The organism is Providencia sp. PROV189, from assembly GCF_028480065.1.
Classification (GTDB): Bacteria; Pseudomonadota; Gammaproteobacteria; order Enterobacterales; family Enterobacteriaceae; genus Providencia; species Providencia stuartii.
On the sequence record NZ_JAMPOG010000023.1, the window covers coordinates 1 to 16,900 of the forward strand.

At 38.9% G+C, this 16,900-nt stretch carries 18 protein-coding genes, 1 pseudogene and 1 riboswitch; of the genes and pseudogenes, 5 read left to right on the forward strand and 14 right to left on the reverse strand.

The window, feature by feature from the left end:
* The 8 genes from PR833_RS14260 to PR833_RS14295 all read right to left on the reverse strand — a co-directional run.
* On the reverse strand, positions 1–879 hold an 879-nt coding region (locus PR833_RS14260; protein WP_272526254.1), incomplete at its 3' end, for a hypothetical protein.
* A 215-nt stretch (positions 880–1,094) separates the two neighbouring features.
* Entirely contained in the window at positions 1,095–1,412 is a 318-nt protein-coding gene (locus PR833_RS14265) for a DUF1634 domain-containing protein (protein ID WP_004920497.1), read from the reverse strand.
* A gap of 1 nt (position 1,413) precedes the next feature.
* On the reverse strand, positions 1,414–2,259 hold the full coding sequence (locus tag PR833_RS14270; RefSeq protein WP_060561059.1) for a sulfite exporter TauE/SafE family protein: 846 nt from the start codon (positions 2,257–2,259) through the stop codon (positions 1,414–1,416).
* A 15-nt stretch (positions 2,260–2,274) separates the two neighbouring features.
* Positions 2,275–3,018 (reverse strand): GntR family transcriptional regulator, encoded by a 744-nt coding sequence (locus tag PR833_RS14275; RefSeq protein WP_150375571.1) that lies wholly within the window; start codon positions 3,016–3,018, stop codon positions 2,275–2,277.
* 213 nt (positions 3,019–3,231) lie between these two features.
* Positions 3,232–3,591 (reverse strand): HipA N-terminal domain-containing protein, encoded by a 360-nt coding sequence (locus PR833_RS14280; RefSeq protein WP_036940456.1) that lies wholly within the window; start codon positions 3,589–3,591, stop codon positions 3,232–3,234.
* Positions 3,585–3,911 (reverse strand): helix-turn-helix transcriptional regulator, encoded by a 327-nt coding sequence (locus PR833_RS14285; RefSeq protein WP_272526257.1) that lies wholly within the window; start codon positions 3,909–3,911, stop codon positions 3,585–3,587. Before PR833_RS14285 ends, PR833_RS14280 begins: the two co-directional genes overlap by 7 nt.
* Before the next feature lie 268 nt (positions 3,912–4,179).
* Entirely contained in the window at positions 4,180–5,166 is a 987-nt protein-coding gene (locus tag PR833_RS14290; protein WP_272526258.1) for an SDR family NAD(P)-dependent oxidoreductase, read from the reverse strand.
* 95 nt (positions 5,167–5,261) lie between these two features.
* Positions 5,262–5,816, reverse strand: coding sequence for a TetR/AcrR family transcriptional regulator (locus PR833_RS14295; protein ID WP_272526260.1), 555 nt, complete (start codon positions 5,814–5,816; stop codon positions 5,262–5,264).
* A gap of 475 nt (positions 5,817–6,291) precedes the next feature.
* Between PR833_RS14295 and alr the strand changes: the two genes are divergently transcribed.
* Positions 6,292–7,515, forward strand: a complete 1,224-nt coding sequence (alr, locus tag PR833_RS14300) for an alanine racemase (protein ID WP_004920471.1) — start codon at positions 6,292–6,294, stop codon at positions 7,513–7,515.
* 207 nt (positions 7,516–7,722) lie between these two features.
* Positions 7,723–8,460, forward strand: a complete 738-nt coding sequence (locus PR833_RS14305) for a phosphatase (RefSeq protein ID WP_036940444.1) — start codon at positions 7,723–7,725, stop codon at positions 8,458–8,460.
* Between the two features lie 44 nt (positions 8,461–8,504).
* Here PR833_RS14305 and PR833_RS14310 read toward each other — a convergent pair whose 3' ends face one another.
* Positions 8,505–8,975 (reverse strand): GNAT family N-acetyltransferase, encoded by a 471-nt coding sequence (locus PR833_RS14310; protein ID WP_272526262.1) that lies wholly within the window; start codon positions 8,973–8,975, stop codon positions 8,505–8,507.
* A gap of 215 nt (positions 8,976–9,190) precedes the next feature.
* On the opposite strand from PR833_RS14310, the pseudogene PR833_RS14315 reads away from it, so the two are divergent.
* From PR833_RS14315 to rlmA, 3 genes and pseudogenes are all read left to right on the forward strand, one after another.
* Positions 9,191–10,497: pseudogene (locus PR833_RS14315) on the forward strand (serine hydrolase domain-containing protein).
* A gap of 586 nt (positions 10,498–11,083) precedes the next feature.
* A complete protein-coding gene (locus tag PR833_RS14325; protein WP_004920458.1) occupies positions 11,084–11,281 on the forward strand; it encodes a hypothetical protein in 198 nt (65 codons plus the stop codon).
* 107 nt (positions 11,282–11,388) lie between these two features.
* Positions 11,389–12,210, forward strand: a complete 822-nt coding sequence (gene rlmA, locus PR833_RS14330) for a 23S rRNA (guanine(745)-N(1))-methyltransferase (RefSeq protein WP_040133482.1) — start codon at positions 11,389–11,391, stop codon at positions 12,208–12,210.
* A gap of 45 nt (positions 12,211–12,255) precedes the next feature.
* On the opposite strand, the gene mntP is transcribed toward rlmA, so the two are convergent.
* The 5 genes from mntP to manX all read right to left on the reverse strand — a co-directional run bounded on the left by mntP (position 12,256) and on the right by manX (position 16,450).
* Positions 12,256–12,840, reverse strand: coding sequence for a manganese efflux pump MntP (gene mntP / locus PR833_RS14335; RefSeq protein WP_014656091.1), 585 nt, complete (start codon positions 12,838–12,840; stop codon positions 12,256–12,258).
* 6 nt (positions 12,841–12,846) lie between these two features.
* Positions 12,847–13,025, reverse strand: a riboswitch (yybP-ykoY riboswitch).
* Positions 13,026–13,176: 151 nt separating this feature from the next.
* Positions 13,177–13,635 carry a DUF986 family protein gene (locus PR833_RS14340; protein ID WP_004920450.1) on the reverse strand — a complete coding sequence of 153 codons (459 nt, stop codon included), beginning with the start codon at positions 13,633–13,635 and terminating at the stop codon, positions 13,177–13,179.
* 90 nt (positions 13,636–13,725) lie between these two features.
* Complete coding sequence (locus PR833_RS14345; RefSeq protein WP_004920447.1) at positions 13,726–14,577, reverse strand: PTS mannose transporter subunit IID; 852 nt, start codon at positions 14,575–14,577, stop codon at positions 13,726–13,728.
* A gap of 13 nt (positions 14,578–14,590) precedes the next feature.
* The gene (locus tag PR833_RS14350) at positions 14,591–15,391 is read right to left on the reverse strand and encodes a PTS mannose/fructose/sorbose transporter subunit IIC (RefSeq protein WP_004920443.1); all 801 of its coding nucleotides are present in this window, start codon (positions 15,389–15,391) and stop codon (positions 14,591–14,593) included.
* A gap of 87 nt (positions 15,392–15,478) precedes the next feature.
* On the reverse strand, positions 15,479–16,450 hold the full coding sequence (gene manX / locus PR833_RS14355; protein WP_272526266.1) for a PTS mannose transporter subunit IIAB: 972 nt from the start codon (positions 16,448–16,450) through the stop codon (positions 15,479–15,481).
* Positions 16,451–16,900: the final 450 nt, after the last annotated feature.

Genomic DNA, 16,900 nt, shown 5'->3' on the forward strand with positions numbered 1-16,900 from the left:
ATTGTTTAGCCCATCAAAGTCGACTTCACCTGTTATTTTATCAATATCAAAATAAGCGACAACGGGAGTGGTTTCTGGATCAGCACCTCCCCCTCGACAGCGCGACGACTGGTGATCTTCACGTACTAATAAACGAAACCTATTATTATCATTTATACCTTCATAAAAGTGGCAGGAATATTCTACATTCATCCAGAGCGAAACAACTCTAATCGCTAAATCAAGGCTGGATGGATTAATATCATTGCGATAACTGTCACCATGATTTAACTGCCATAACCGCTCTTTTTTTATCCATCCTCTAACAATTTCACCCGTTGATGTATAATAATTAACAAGAATAAATGTACCTTCAGCATCTTCTTGACCTGAAACTTGGTCTCCAGGGATAACAAATACGTCGTCAACGATGCATGAGTCATCAGGTGCTGAGTAAAAATTCGCTTTTTTATTACCGATAATTTGATAGTGATTATTCTTTACAGGAAAACTAATACCGATTTGTTGTTCTTTTATATTCGCACACTTTTTAGAGGTTGTGATTTTACTTTTCAGACTTTGAAAAAATTGTGCTTGTACCCATCCTGTGACAAATTGATTATTTATATCTCGATAACGAATATATAAATACTCTACACCCTTTATTTCACCAATTTCACGGAAGACTTCTACTTGATCACCTGAAATAATAAATGTTGCTAATCGGCAATTCTTATCCGGTGCAGAATAAAAATAAGCTCTACTTCCGTCTTTGACTACCATTGTTTGGTAATTAAATCCAGCTTCAGCACCATATATAGAAGCGATAAGATCGCATTGCTCATTAGCATGTAATGATATTGAAAATAATAACAAAAAATATAAATAGAACCGTTTCATTTTATTCTTTGAAATTCAGGATAGAGAGTTTCCTTTTTATCAAACATATAATGAATTTGCTTTAGGATTATGATTAGTTATTGCTAAAGTACGCTAAACTCCCATCTGGGCTAGTTTTTCCATCTGGTGAATAATGTTCCTTATTTTCTACAGAGAAGGCTCTAAAACAGACGTATAAACTTTTGTGATCCAAGAAGAATAGACAACACGTCAGGCTAGGGGAGGTCTATTTCAATAAATACACCTGCCGCTATTGTACATAGAACAAAACAAGCAATCGTAGCGTAGAGATAATCGTGCTCACGTAAAAATAGCACTAGCATGAGTATGACTCGAGCAACAGGAAGAAATATAAATAAAATAATACCTATTTTTATGATGGGATAACCGCCGAATGATAATGGGAAATAGGCAGCAAGTGCATTGATAATAACGCCGATGGCTATCAGTACTGTCGCAAACCATGTACCATACCAGAGCAAATTCGCAATAAGTTGATCCCGTATTTCTATATTTCTTGTGAGCTTCTTCATTCTACACAGACTCAACCAAAAGTTGGATATCAAAAGCACTTAACAGCATTTGAACTGCCAATAGTGCGAGAATGATGACGAAAAAGATCCGCAATTTTTCCGCTGGTAACCACATCAGTAAGCGCGCGCCAATGAGCGCACCAATAACCGAGCCTAAAGTGATAGGCCCCGCAATATCAATATCGATATCACCACGAACAAAATAAGCGCAGGCACTGGCAGTCGCAGTAACACCGATCATAAAGTTTGATGTGGCAGAAGAAACTTTAAGAGGGAGTCGTAAAGCAGAATCCATCGCAGGAATTTTAAGAACACCAGAACCAATACCGAGTAGTGCGGAAAGTAAACCTGCACCGTACATAAGTAACATACCGAGTGGTAAATGCCCTATTTGATAACTGACTTCTTTTCCGACATGATCAGGGTAGCTGGCGTGTAATTGTAATCGACTTGCCCAGCTTGTAGGTGGAGAAGTGACATGATGTGTTTGATGCCTTCGAGTCAACATTTGTTTAGCAGAAAGCCCAAGAATAATAGCGAATAGCCCATATAACACTGGCGTTGAAATTATTCCGATAAGAAACACACCCGTTAATGCTCCAATCGTCGTAGCCGTTTCAAGAACGATGGCCAATCTTACATTTGCAAGGCGTCTTTTAAGAAAGGGAGCAGCACTCACACATGAGCAAGCAATCACAGAAATAAGACTTGCTCCGATCGCAATATGAATATCAATACCAAAGATGAATATCAGGATGGGTACAATAAAGATACCACTTGCCATACCTAATACACCGCCAAGGGCGCTTGCGCTAAACGCAGCTAAAACTAGCCATAAAGATCCCATGACTTAATTTCCCTATCATGAACGGTCACGTGGACGTCGAACCAAGCGAGTCACAAAACGAATTAGATCGCCACGGTAATAGAGTTTTTCGTAATCAATAGGGCGATGCCCATGAGTATAGGATGTACGTTCAATCATAAAGACAGCACCCCCCGGCTGAATATTGAGAGCCTGTGCGACTTCAGCAGAAGCGGTAACCGCTTCAAGTCGATATTCTGCTTCGGTCAGTGGTAAGTGATATTTATCTTCCAGTAGAGAAAAAATTGGCTCAACATCAAGGTTATGCGTAGTGATCTTTTCACCAATCTCCTGTGGTAGGTACGTCTCATCAAAAGACATTGCGACACCATCGGCTAGACGGACGCGTTTAATTTGCATCACCAAGCTGCCTGTGGAAACTGAAAGCTGCTTAGCGACATCGGCTTTAGCGGGCACGACCTGTGTTCCGAGCAAACGAGCCGTTGGTGTACGGCCTAGAGCCAACATATCTTCAACAAAGCCTGTCAATTCGGTCAACTCTTGTGTGATTTTAGGCTCTGTGACGAAAGTGCCTTTGCCTCTTCGGATTTCGACTTGCCCACGAGAAACTAGGTTTTCAATAGCCTTACGGATAGTCGTTCGGCTGACATTGAACCTTTCGACCAATTGTTCTTCGGATGGGAGCTGACTACCGGGGGGTAAAATACCGGTAGAGATGTCAGCTGCTAAAGCCGCTTGGACTTGAGCATAAAGTGGTGAGTGTTCTTGTTCAATTTTCATTCGTTAATCATGACATCATGATGTCGTAATGTCAATTTACTAGGCGTAAGATAATTGAAGATTGAATTTTTTATTAGGTGATTAAGAACAAGGCTAAGCATCATTAAAGAGGCGATAAAATACAAAGCGTTAGCTAAGAGAGAGAGTATGGATAGATGGTTTTTACGCGTGAAGAAGTATTAATCGAATGGTCGGAAAGTGATTGCCGCCTTATTAAATGTTCAACCTTAAATTCGCGTTTACCTCGTCGATTAATGACTTTGGCACATCCCATTCCTTCGCTAACGTTGGCCATTTCGAGACATGTTCAATCGTTTCATCGATGACTGCATTACCGAAGTCATCGGGTAGGGAGTCTGCGATTAAACCAGAAAAGCCTTTAAAGGTGTTAAAGTCTAATTCTGGGAAGCGAAATATTGTTGAAGACAAAGGCATTTTTAAAGGGGATAGTTCAATCCCTTTTTTGAGAAAACTGGGTTCGTATTCAAAAGCACCAATCTTTCTCTCTGTATCCAAACTGAGTGCACCGATGGTTTGATTATGATAATTGACATTAATAACTTCCATTACCATTCAATGTGCTCCTCTTCATTCTCTTGTCGCTGACCAGATGCTCTTTGGCGCTTTTTTCCTTGTAATTTAGCTAGTTGTATAGGTGAAATAGGTTGTGCAGGTAAAAATAAATCAAGTTGCTCCGTTAAATTTAAAGCCTGCATGATAGCGATAAAAATTTCTAGTTGCGCTTTACCTTTCTCAGCATTGATAACTGTTTTACGTGCGACACCAGCAAATTCTGCGACCTCAGATTGCATTAGGTTTTGATTCAAGCGAGCCTGTTTTAATCGTTCTCCAAGTTGCTCTGCAAGTGCAATAGCATTTATTTTATTATTCATATAAAGACCCTATTTGGTGACTTTAAATGCAAAAATAACTGATAATGTAACTATTATGGTACTTTATTTTTATTAAGTAAAGGTTGCTGGTAGTGTAACCAAAAAAGAGCTTTAGCATAAAAATACTCATTTAAAGTAACTAAAATGGAACTTTATAAAGATTAGTTTATTTGTTGTTGATAAACCGCGTAAAGGCAAACACGCTTGAAAGCCCCTTAATTGAAAAGGGGCGGATGGACTAGATAACTTTTACCGTGCAAAGGGGTAATTAAGTTATCGGCAGTGAACTATTCTGAGGAAATGTTTCACCAACCATTTGTTCGCTTTTTAGCCATAATGCTTTGGCAAGTTGTGGGTCGATAGCATAAGTGCGAAGACCGAAAAAACCCGGTCCATCATTAACTTGTGCAACTTGGCAATCTTCGCAATATTGACCACCAATTTCATCCGCATCAGCGATGGCAGCAGCCCATACGGTGGTTGCTGCACCTTGTGGGATTGTTTTAGTTTCTAAACTGGATAAACCGGCTTGCTGGTTAAGTGAATTGATCATGGTGCCAATTTCGGCTTGATCTTCAGCTGACATATTGCGGCTCAAGTTAGTAGCAATATTACCGGGGTGAATAGCGCAAGCGCGAATACCCAGATTGCGATAACGGCGGTCAAATTCAACAGCAAATAAAATGTTGGCAGTCTTTGAACGACTATAGGCAAGTTGTGGCTGATAGTCAGTATAGGAGAAATTAAGATCGTTAATATCAAAATCGAATAAACGGTGTCCTGCTGAGGAAACGCTAATAACACGAGAGCCTGAATTTAATAAAGGTATTAGGCGATTAACAAGTACAAAATGACCTAAGTGGTTAATACCAAACTGAGTTTCAAAACCATCGGCAGTATGACCAAATGGTGTCGCCATCACACCAGCGTTATTAATGATAATATCAATTGGTTTTCCGGCTGCGAGTAGGTTGTCAGAGCATGTGCGTACAGAGGCAAGCGATGAAAGATCTAATTCAACGAGCTCGAAACTGCCTTGTGGGTTAGCGCCACGAATAGCGTGAGCTTGCTTTTCACTTTTAGCAGTATGGCGAACGGTACCAATAACATGAGCGCCACGTGCGGTTAATGCTCTAGCAATTTCAACGCCAAGACCAGAAGAAGTTCCTGTAACGAGAATACGTTTATGACTTAAATCGATGTTATTTAAAACGTCATCAGCGGTGGAGGTGGCACCGAATAGGTTCTTTTTCATGTAATTCTCCTTAATATATGAGCACTAAAAAAGCCCCGCGCTCTTAATTTCAATATGGAAAACAACTTACTACATGATGGTGATTGACTGATTTTTTAACAAATCGAAACGGGAGCTGTAAAACAGTCAACGAGTATTTTTGTGCGTTGAAATAATTCGGTGGTGGTTGGGTTATCTGCAAGTTGACCATTTAATGCCAATAAAAAGACCTTTGCTGACATCTCATCTTGTAAAATGACTGCAACACATTGCAGGATAAATTGCTGGTGCTGCTGCACAATACTAGGGGCAAGCTGCTCACAGATATCATAAAATTCTGCACCCATCGGTGCGCCTATCCTGTCAGCCCAAGGTTCGAGGATCAGTAATTGGCTAACTTGCATTAAACGCTCTTGTGAGGAGCGTTGTGAGTGAGCCACTTTTTTGGCGCTAGGTTGCCTTGATACCAACCATTCAACAAATACGTTGATAAAAATTTGCTCTTTATCTTTAAAATGTTTGTATAACAGTGTACGAGAAAGATGGGCTCTGTTCGCAATATCCTCAAGTGAGGTTTTTTTAAATCCAAAATTTAAGAAGCACCAACGAGCAGATTGTAAAATATGCGTTTGTCGTTGATTAATTTCTTCTTGGTGCATCTTTATTGGCACATCCACGCTCCATATAGGCTAATGCAAATTTGACACTATTAGATAATCTTATTTGGATGTTGACAAAGTTAACTAATATTGTCAATTCGTCAAAATAACTAGATGTAAAGCTCGCTTTATGGAAGTGACTAAATACGTTACTTCCATGATGGGCTAAATAACGTTGATAAATAGCATGATTAATCGGGTTTGTATGCGCGTCATAGAAACGTACTTTTAGCTAATGCCGATAGGAAAACCTTTTTTAATGTAAATTTATCAAATGGTTATGTTTGTTTTGTTGAATGTCTTGGTTATTATTTACCCTTAATCAAAATAATTAATTATTCACTTTTACTGCATTAATTGCTTGTTCAAAATATTCAACTTGATATTATTTCTATCCTATATGCATCAAATGTATATTTTCACTCTCCATAATTATAAAAATAATTTATTGGAGAATCTATTTCATTGATTACTAAGGATATAAAAGATGTCATTTCGGTTGAGATATCTTGCTTTACTTCCTCTATTGGTCGCAACAGCTTGCCAGCAACCTGCAAACACCAACACCAAAGCGATCCCTGACGCACAAGTCCAACCCATTATTGTGAATAATTCTTGGATAGAAATTTCTCGTAGTGCACTCGATTTCAATATTAAAAAAGTGCAGGCGTTGCTGGGGGATAAGTCATCGCTTTGTGCTGTATTGAAAGGGGATGCGTATGGTCATGATTTGACGCTGGTAACGCCTCTGATGATTGAAAATAATGTGCAATGTATTGGCTTAACAAATAATCAAGAATTTAAACAAGTCAGAGAGTTAGGTTTCAAAGGCCGTTTGATGAGAGTGCGTAATGCCACTGAACAAGAAATGGCACAAGCAACAGCCTATGACGTTGAAGAGCTTATCGGTAATCTCGATATGGCACAGCGTTTAAATGATATTGGTAAAAAGCAAAATAAAGTAATACCAATCCATTTAGCGTTGAATTCAGCGGGAATGTCACGTAATGGGCTAGAAGTGAGTCATGCGCAAGGCCTCAATGACGCAAAAATGATTGCTCAATTACCTCAGCTAAAAGTTGTTGGCATCATGTCGCATTACCCTGAAGAAGATGAGGCTCAAATCCGCAAAGATTTAGCGAAGTTTAAAAAGCAGTCACAACAAGTCCTTGATGTAACTGGATTGAAGCGTGAAGATGTCATTTTGCATGTGGCGAATACCTATGCAACCATCACTGTACCTGAGTCATGGCTTGATATGGTGCGTGTTGGCGGTATTTTCTATGGTGACACGGTAGCAACGAAAGACTATAAGCGTGTCATGACATTAAAATCGAATATTGCCTCGGTGAATCATTACCCTAAAGGAAACACGGTCGGTTATGACAGAACCTATACGCTAAAACGTGACTCTGTATTGGCTAATATTCCTGTCGGTTATGCTGACGGCTACCGCCGAGTATTCAGCAATGCGGGGCACGCATTAATTAATGGGCAGACGGTGCCTGTATTAGGAAAAACATCAATGAATACCGTGATGGTCGATGTGACTGACTTAAAGCAAGTCCAACCCGGAGATGAAGTTGTTTTCTTTGGTAAACAAGGTAATGGTGAAATCACTGCCGAAGAGGTTGAAGATATCAGTGGAGCATTATTTACTGAAATGTCAATTCTTTGGGGAGCGACCAACAAACGTATTCTTGTCGATTAAAGATAGCATTGCAGTAGGAAAAGAGAGCGAGTAGATATTCGCTCTTTTTATTTGTTATTTAGGCGTGTCACTGCTGATATTGGCGTATCCATTAAAATATGAGTTATGGCATCGCTATCGTAATAACATCTTGATATGTTAGCTTGAATGATCATTTGATTATTTGATAGTGTCGGAAGGCACACAATAGAATTAGAAGGGTAGCATATGTATCAAGTTGATTTGCATGCGCATACTATTGCCAGCACACATGCCTATAGCACGGTTAATGAGTATTTTTCCGAGGCAGCACGTAGAGGGATAAAACTGTTTGCCATTACAGATCATGGCCCTGAAATGGACGATGCTCCACATCAGTGGCATTTTGCCAATATGCCTATTTTGCCACGTATTGTGAATGGCGTTGGTTTGCTCTACGGTATTGAAGCGAATATTAAAAATAAGCAAGGTGAAATCGACTGTAATGAAAAAATGAACAGGCAATTAGATATTATCTTAGCGGGCTTTCATGAACCAGTTCTTGCACCACAAAGTCAGGCAGATAATACAGAAGCGATGATTGCCACAATTCAAAGCGGCAAAGTACACATTATTACGCATCCGGGGAACCCTAAATACCCGATTGATATTCGTGCGGTTGCTCAAGCAGCAAAAGAGTGTAATGTCGCATTGGAAATGAATAACTCATCATTTTTGCATTCTCGCGTTGGCAGTGAATCAAATTGTCTGGCAATAGCTAAAGCAGTGAAAGAAGCGGGTGGCTGGGTTTCATTGGGCTCTGATTCACATTATGCGGGATATTTAGGTAATTTTGATAAAGTGGTTGAGATGTTAACCGCGATTGATTTTCCCCAAGAGCAGATCTTAAATGTCACTCCCCGCAGGGTATTGGATTTTCTTGAATCACATGGAAGAAAAGCCATTCCTGAATTTGCTGATTTTTAAATTATAAAGCCGTTTAGTCATCATTAAACGGCTGAAATAGGTTGCTAAAGCGATAAGGTCATATTAATACAAGGAAGATAGCTTTGAGCTAATGCAGAATAATATTGGCCTTTGTTTTGAGAAATAAACCCTTGTTTTTGATAAAACCGTTTGGCATTAGGTGTCGATTCTAAAGTGAGTTGTTTGATATGACGGGATTTAGCTTCTTGTTTGATCCTGTCCATAATTAAACGGGCTGCGCCTAAACCTGAATATTCAGGTAAAGTAAAAATAGCATCAACACTGTGCTGTTTAAGGTTTAAGAAACCTGTGGCGATTGGAATACTAAGCTCATTAACAACCACAAAAAATGGATTTTCTTCCACCATAGTTCGATAGCTTTCTGGCATTTTGTCTGGCGTCCACGCCATAATCACACTATGGCTAACGCTTTGTTTACAAGAGTGACGAATCGCGTTATTTCTGATAAACCAAAGTTGTTCGGCTTCAGATGGTACAGCGAGTCTAATTTCCATTAAGCCCCCAGTTACATAATAAATTTCTGTGTTATCAAATCAGAAATCAGATTAATAAACAACTTAATCACCAAAGTACTGCTGAAGATTAAAAGTAATCCCATAAAAGAGCCGTATCCCTTCGTCTTTTTGGTCGATAGCGATAATAAAATCCAACGCTAAGATATTAATGACAATAAAAAGAGCTAGTTGTTATTATTATAAAAGGTCACCCTATGAAAAAATACAAAGTAAATGTATGTTTATTCTCGGCTTTATTCTTTACATCGCTCTATGGTTATGCAAATCAAACTGACAACGAATGTCATGTGCCTGCTTTATCGCAATGCCCTCAGCCTGTTGATAGTCACTACCCAAATGTTAAAGACATGCTGACATGGGATCAAAATGAACGATTGCTTGGTTTTCGTAATGATTACCGCTCTTACCCCGGAGATGTATTCCATGCAATTAATCCCAAACCGCTAGAAAGAGAAATTCAAAACTTAGTTGATGTCACTTACCAATTGAAAGGGATGACATATAACCTTGATGACTATATTAAGCGTAATGATGTTACCGCGTTAATGGTGATAAAACAGGGAAAAGTCGTCTTTGAATATTATGGTAAAGGAAACACGCCAAAAACGTTATGGACCTCGCGCTCGGTCGGAAAATCAGTTGTTTCAACTCTAGTTGGGATAGCACTACAGGAAGGTAAAATAGCCTCATTAGACGATGCCATCGTTAAATACAATCCAAGTGTTAAAGGAACCGCTTGGGAAGATGTGACAATAAGGCAGTTGTTACAACACACCTCTGGGGTTGAGTGGGGGGAAGATTATGAAAACCTAAACTCAGATTTTGCCAAAATGACCGAGTGTGAAGCAAACCCGAAAATCTATGAGTGTGTGCAACAGTTAGTTATCAATCCTAAACGAAAATCCTATGCAAAAGCTGGGGAAGTGTGGCAATACAATTCAGGCGGTGCGTGGTTATTAGGGGATACACTTGAAAAAGCAACGGGTGTATCGATAGCACAATATCTCGAAAATAAGATATGGCAACCTTTTGGTATGACGAGTGACGGGGTATGGCAAAGCTATGAATTAAATAAACATAATACAGGGGCACATGGTTTTAATGCCACGTTAGAGGATTGGGGTAAGTTTGGGCTATTTTTTGCAGGGAATGGAGTCTTGCCAGATGGTCACAAATCATTACCGGATAATTGGGTGAATGAGTCTAAAAGCTGGGTACAAGCGAAAAACTCGGTGAATCCAAGTTACCCAGAAGGGATCTATGGCTTTGAATGGTGGAACAATAGCGTTCCGCAAAAAATGCACAACCTAAAGAGGGCCTAGATGGGAACAATACATTGTGGGCATTGGGAATTTTTGGGCAAATTATTGTGGTCAATCCAAAAGAGCAGCTAGTCATTGTTCAGTGGTCCACATGGCCAGTTGCTCATCCAGCAGAAGATGGGCAGCCGTTAGAAGCCTCATTAGTTTTTAATGCAATTAATAACTATCTAAACAAATAATATACTTAATAAATATGAAACGATCGCTCAATTAAAACAAGCGATCGTTTTTATATGTAAAAAGAGCTAATTTGGAAAATAAAAAATAGATTGACTCCTTGTTGAGCTTTCATTGATATTTCACAGCCAATAGATGACGATTTTTTTTGATTTTTTGCCTATCGGATAATTTAAAATGTTGTAATTTGTGTTATGTGGTTTTTTATATTTACTTTGAAGCGTTAAAATGGCTTCTTTATCATGATATTACTCAATAAATAAATTCAATTGGTTTTTATGAGTGTCTCGCCTTTTGTTATCTTATTGTTTTTGTTTGATAAATAAATCAATGAGTAATTGATGTTATTTTTTAATAAAAATGAATAGGTAAAGAAAATAAAGTTATCACTAAAAGGAATTTTCTATCATTAGACTCATTGTTAATAAAGTAAATAGAACATCAACAAATCGCATAAATATTACCTCATAAATAACCTATAAAAAATTTATAAATCTTTAAGTTTTTCCTATTGTAGTGTATTTAAAAAGTATGATTTATTGATATCGCAAGAACATCCTTGTATACATAAATTTGAAGGTATTTAGAATGAAAAAGTTATTAGCAATTGCGACGGTATTGTCATTAGCCATTTCGGGTTCGGCACTCGCTGCAGGTACAGCAAAAGAGGGGAAAACATCGCCTACGGTGAAAACACAGCAAAGTAGCCAATCGCATTCATCGAGCAACAGCAAAGCTCATAATCAACCAGTAAAGAAAAAGACTCCAGACTCTACTAAAGGTTAATGAGCCACCACTAATGTCAATCCAGTCTCAGTGCCATGGGAAATATACAGCCCGTGGCGCTGAATCTATATGGTATACTGCTTTTTATTTATCAAGATATACCTGTTATGAGCTATCAATGCCCCCTGTGTTTTAGTCCTTTAAAGTTGAATAATAATAGTTGGCAGTGTTCCAATAACCATCAATTTGATCGTGCAAAAGAAGGTTATGTGAACTTACTGCCAGTACAACATAAGCGTTCTAAGGATCCTGGTGACAGTGCCGAAATGATGCAGTCTCGGCGGCAATTTTTAAATGCAGGTCATTATGATCCAATGCGTCAATGTGTGACTGAGAAATTAGCGCAATACCTTTCTGAGCAGAGTGAAAATGTATTAGATATTGGTTGTGGAGAAGGGTATTACACTGACTATTTTATGCAAAGCTTAATAAAACAGCGGGCAATTAAAGCTGTTTTTGGGTTAGATGTATCAAAAGCCGCTATTCGTTATGCAGCAAAACGCTATCCATCAGTCAATTTTTGTGTTGCCTCTAGTCACCGTTTGCCTTTCCCTGAACAAAGTATTGATGCAATTGTTCGTATTTATGCACCTTGCAAAGCGGAAGAATTAGCTAGAGTTCTGCAACGTTCGGGAATATTGATTACTGTAACACCAGCTCCTGAACACTTACAGGAATTGAAACAGTTGATTTATAGTGAGGTTAAATTACATCCAATTAAAGAAGAAGCCTTGCCGCAATTTAAATTAGTGGATGAAACCAATTTAAAGTACTCAATGCACTTAACAGGGGATGAAGCATTTGCATTATTACAAATGACCCCTTTTGCATGGCGAGCTTCTGTGGATGTTAAAAATACATTACAACAGTCAGAACCAAAAGATTATACGGCTGATTTTCTGATACGGGTGTATCAACTTATTGATTAACAAAATGAGATTACTCCCCCTACCAGTTCAGTAGGGGGGTATAAATTATGCGCTGTACATAAATACTTCGAGATGTTCGAAGAGGATATTAAAGCCAATAGCGATTAATACTATCCCACCGATAATTTCTGCTTTTTTTCCTAATAGTGGCCCCACATAACGACCAATCATCATACCTACCGTGGCCATGATCATGGTCATGAGGCCAATTGTCATTGCGGTATGCACAATATCAACTTGTAAAAATGCAAGACCAAGTCCGATAGCCATTGCATCAAGACTAGTGGCAATAGCAGAAAGTACTAAGCTAAGAGAGCTGTTGCGTGAAGGCGGTGTGCAGCAGTCATCATCGCTTTTGGCTTTAATACCTTGCCAAATCATACGAGAGCCAAGAATGAAGAGCAGGCCAAAAGCAATCCAATGATCCCAACGAATAACATATTGGCTTGCGAGAATACCAATTCCCCAGCCTATAATTGGGGTGAGTGCTTCAATAATACCGAAAATAAAACCAGTGCGGAGGATCTCTTTAAAGCGGGGTTTGTGCAGAACAGCACCTTTACAGATAGCGACAGCAAATGCGTCCATGGAAAGGGCGAGTGCTAAAATAAGCGTAGCGTAAAAGCTCATAATATAAACCTCGGTTGGGTGCATCCATATACACATGAATTACCCCCAACCAAAAGGCTTATTCATGTGTCTATGGTCTTGCCAACCAAGATGGCGTCCGCACCACGTTTAAAAAACAAACGAGTATGTTGATACGGACATTCTGGATATATTTCCAGAACAGGCTACTCCCCAATGACGTGGTTCGAAAGATATCATAAATTAATTGAAAGGCAACACTTAATTTTATGTGGATATTAAAATTTATTGAGAATAATTTTCATTTGCAGAAATAAAAAAGTTGAGGTTAATTAAATTTGTTATTAACCTCAATCTTAATGTGAATATATATAACCATTATTTATGATTAATGAAAAATTCATATATTCTTTGTAAATCATCAAGTTGAGAAACTTGAATGTGGATTTTCTTATGCTCTAATCCGATAATTAGAATTCCGTCTTCTGATAAATTCATTGTTTTTATTCTGTCGTACAATATAAATGTGTTTGCAAAATAAAAACCTGTTTGTTTAAAAAATAGCTTTGGTGCTCGAATAAAAGCCAAATAGACTGACATTAAAATTGTAACCATTAATAAATAAGTGGTTAACATACTACCGTGTCGTGAAATATTGGTATAAATAACGATACAGATTAAGACAATAAAGATAATTGCATCGACACGATGTTTACGTCTGAGGTTAATTTTGAGTAGGGTTTTTCCCTTAAGTAAATGTTGAATAAACTCATCGTAAATTGCATACAGCAGCATCAGTAAAATAATAATGGCTAGTATGAAATCATTTAAGGTCATTTTCAGTGCCCTTGGCTAAGTAAACGTGCTAGAGAGCTTAAAAGTAAAAATGGGAGGCTGCAACCTCCCATTTCAGTTTATTACAGCAAATTATGGTGCTAAGAACTTCAACCAAGCACCTAAGATACCAAGGCCAAAGAAGCCAATGATGATCCACAGTGGGTTAACTTTACGGCGAAGTAGCCACATACATGCAAAAGTTAGTAATAATGGAACTAAACCAGGCATCAAATCATTCAAAATATCTTGAATGGTTTTGATTTCCATAACTTTTGTAGTTGGGTTCTCAATATTGGAAACAACGACGGGAATGTTGACCTTGGTCCATTTATTCACCAAGGCACCCATAACAAATAGCCCCAGTATTGATGCACCTTCAGTCAGTTTTTGTAAGAATCCGCCACCGATATCTTGAACAATATCAACCCCTTTTTTATAGCCATACGCAACGCCATAGTAGAGCGTTAATAGGCGAACAAGGTTGAATAGAACAAAGAAGAGGATTGGGCCGAGTAGGTTACCAGTCATTGCAATACCGGCGCCTAGGGCTGCAAATACAGGACGAACAGTACCCCAGAAGATTGGGTCACCAACCCCGGCAAGAGGTCCCATTAAACCCACCTTAATACCGTTGATGGCACCATCATCAATATCTGCACCATTCGCTCGTTGCTCTTCCATTGCCATGGTGACACCTAAAACAGGCGCAGCAACGTAAGGGTGGGTGTTAAAGAACTCAAGATGGCGTTTGATTGCTTGTTTACGCTCATCGTTATTTTCAGGATACAGGCGACGGATCACCGGAACCATTGAATAACAGAAGCCCAGCGCTTGCATACGTTCAAAGTTCCAAGAACCTTGTAACAAGTTAGAACGCAAGAAGACGCCGCGAATATCGCTTTGTGTAAGCTTTTTCGCTGTTGGATTTGTTGTATCTACCATGGTTGCGCTCCTCCTAGTCTAATTCATTATCAAGGTTGTTGTTGCTATTATTTTGTGCGACAACAACTTGAGATTTATTGTATTTCGGGCTGAGTTGGATATACAGGATAGCCATAACCGCACCGATCACACCCAGCGCAACAAGGTTAAATTCGGTAAATGCCGCAGTAACAAAGCCTAAGTAGAAGAATGGCATTAGATAGCCTGCACGCATCATATTGATAACCATTGCATAACCGACAACAACGATCATACCACCAGCAATGTTCAGGCCATCAGTAACGACCTGTGGAATTGAATCCAGTAGTTCTCTTACCTCAGAGGTACCAACAGAAACTGCAACGATAAGCGCTGGGATCGCAATACGCATTGCTTGAAGTAATAATGCAGAAACATGGATCCAACTGATAGCAGTTAAATTACCACTGACGGCAGCACGGTCAGCAGCATGTTGGAATGCAACGGTAACGGTACGCACAATAATGGTAAGGACTTGTCCAGCCGCCGCCAGTGGAATTGCGATGGCGATACCAGCTCCGATATTTTGTCCACCAGCAATGACCAGAATGGTTGAAATAATTGATGCAAGTGCGGCATCAGGTGCGACAGCAGCCCCAATGTTCATCCAACCTAATGCGATCATTTCCAGCGTACCACCGATGATGATACCGGTTTTCATATCTCCCAAAACGATACCGACAAGCGTACAGGCAACGAGTGGGCGATGGAACTGGAATTCATCGAGAATAGAACCCATACCAGCGATACAGGCCACGATGAAAACCAGTACTATTTGAACAACGGTGAGTTCCATTGTTTAATCTCCTGTAACCAAACAAGTTTGGTAAATCTGTTTTCGAGTAATGGTTAAAATTAAATAATATTAACGGTTTAACTAAGACTAATTTTTAAATTTTTTAATCAAATCCATCATCTGAACTTTGCTGTCAGAAGCGACTTTTCGTACTTCTAATTCAATATTTTTATCATTCAGATAGTTGAACGCTTCAATATCTTTTTGGTTGATAGAAACCGCATTCGTAACTTGAGTTTTTCCTTCATGGAACGCCATACCACCGATATTGACAGAGGTGATATCAACACCAGCTTCAACCAAACGTTGTACATCCGTTGGGTTTGTGAACAATAACATGACGCGTTCGCCTGCGTATTTTGGGTTGTTATAAACACGAATACACTTAGCAATATCAACGACATGTGCTGTTACGCCAGGAGGAGCAACTTGTTTTAGTAATGTTGAACGTACCTGATCTTTTGCCACCTCATCGCTGACGACAATAATGCGTTTAACGCGAGTTTCTTTTGTACAGCGTGTAGCTACTTGACCATGGATTAATCGGTCATCAATACGCGCAAGTGCAATCACCATATGTTCGCCAGGGCCAGCAGTGACTGTTTGTACTGGAGCAGGTTGTTGAACGGGGGCTGGGGATGGAGTAGCAGCGGCTTCTGGCTCTTTAAATTTCAGTGCCCGAATACCACCACGGCCTGTTTCTAAAGCAACGGAGATTAATTCGTCTATTGAAGGGTTATCGTCACGACACATAAAAGTTTCAACTAACATAGGCACATTAACGCCAGTGACTATTTCATAGTTTTCATGCTCGTTTACGATACGGCTAGCTGCGTTAAAGGGACTACCTCCCCATGTATCAACTAAAAATATTACCCCCTGGGAGGTATCTAAATCAGCTAGTTTTGCGGTGTACTTATCAAATAGGGTGTCTGCGTTTTCCCCTGGTACAAAGTCAATAAACGAGACATTTTCTTGCTCGCCTATCAACATTTCGGTGGTTCGTAGAAGCTGCTCTGCCGCCACACCGTGTGTACCAATCATAATAGCTATACTCACTTGATTTCCCTCTTAACAGATATAGAACGGAATTTGTAAATCAGGTCAAAATTGAATCAGCTTAATTAAACCTCCTAATAGAAAATGATATTGATAATTTTAGCTGAATAAATTCACTCTATTTTATTCAGTTAGAAAACTGTTAATTTGCTAACCATTAGAGTCAATATCCGTAGCATAACATTTCGCATTAGTGTAAAAACTTGTTTTGCGTCAGAAAATTAAAAACATGTATTTTATTTTAAATAAAATACATATATTGTCTGAGTATATTGGTTTTATTAAATAAATAAACTATATATATGACAAAAACAGTGTATGTGACTGTTATCGGTAACAAAAAAATAGCAAAAAGAGTAAGGGATTTAAAATGTTGAGCAAAAAATAGACGAAAAATGACACGTTTCAGCAGTAGGAAGTTCTGAAAAACGTTTGTTTTGTAAACAAGGG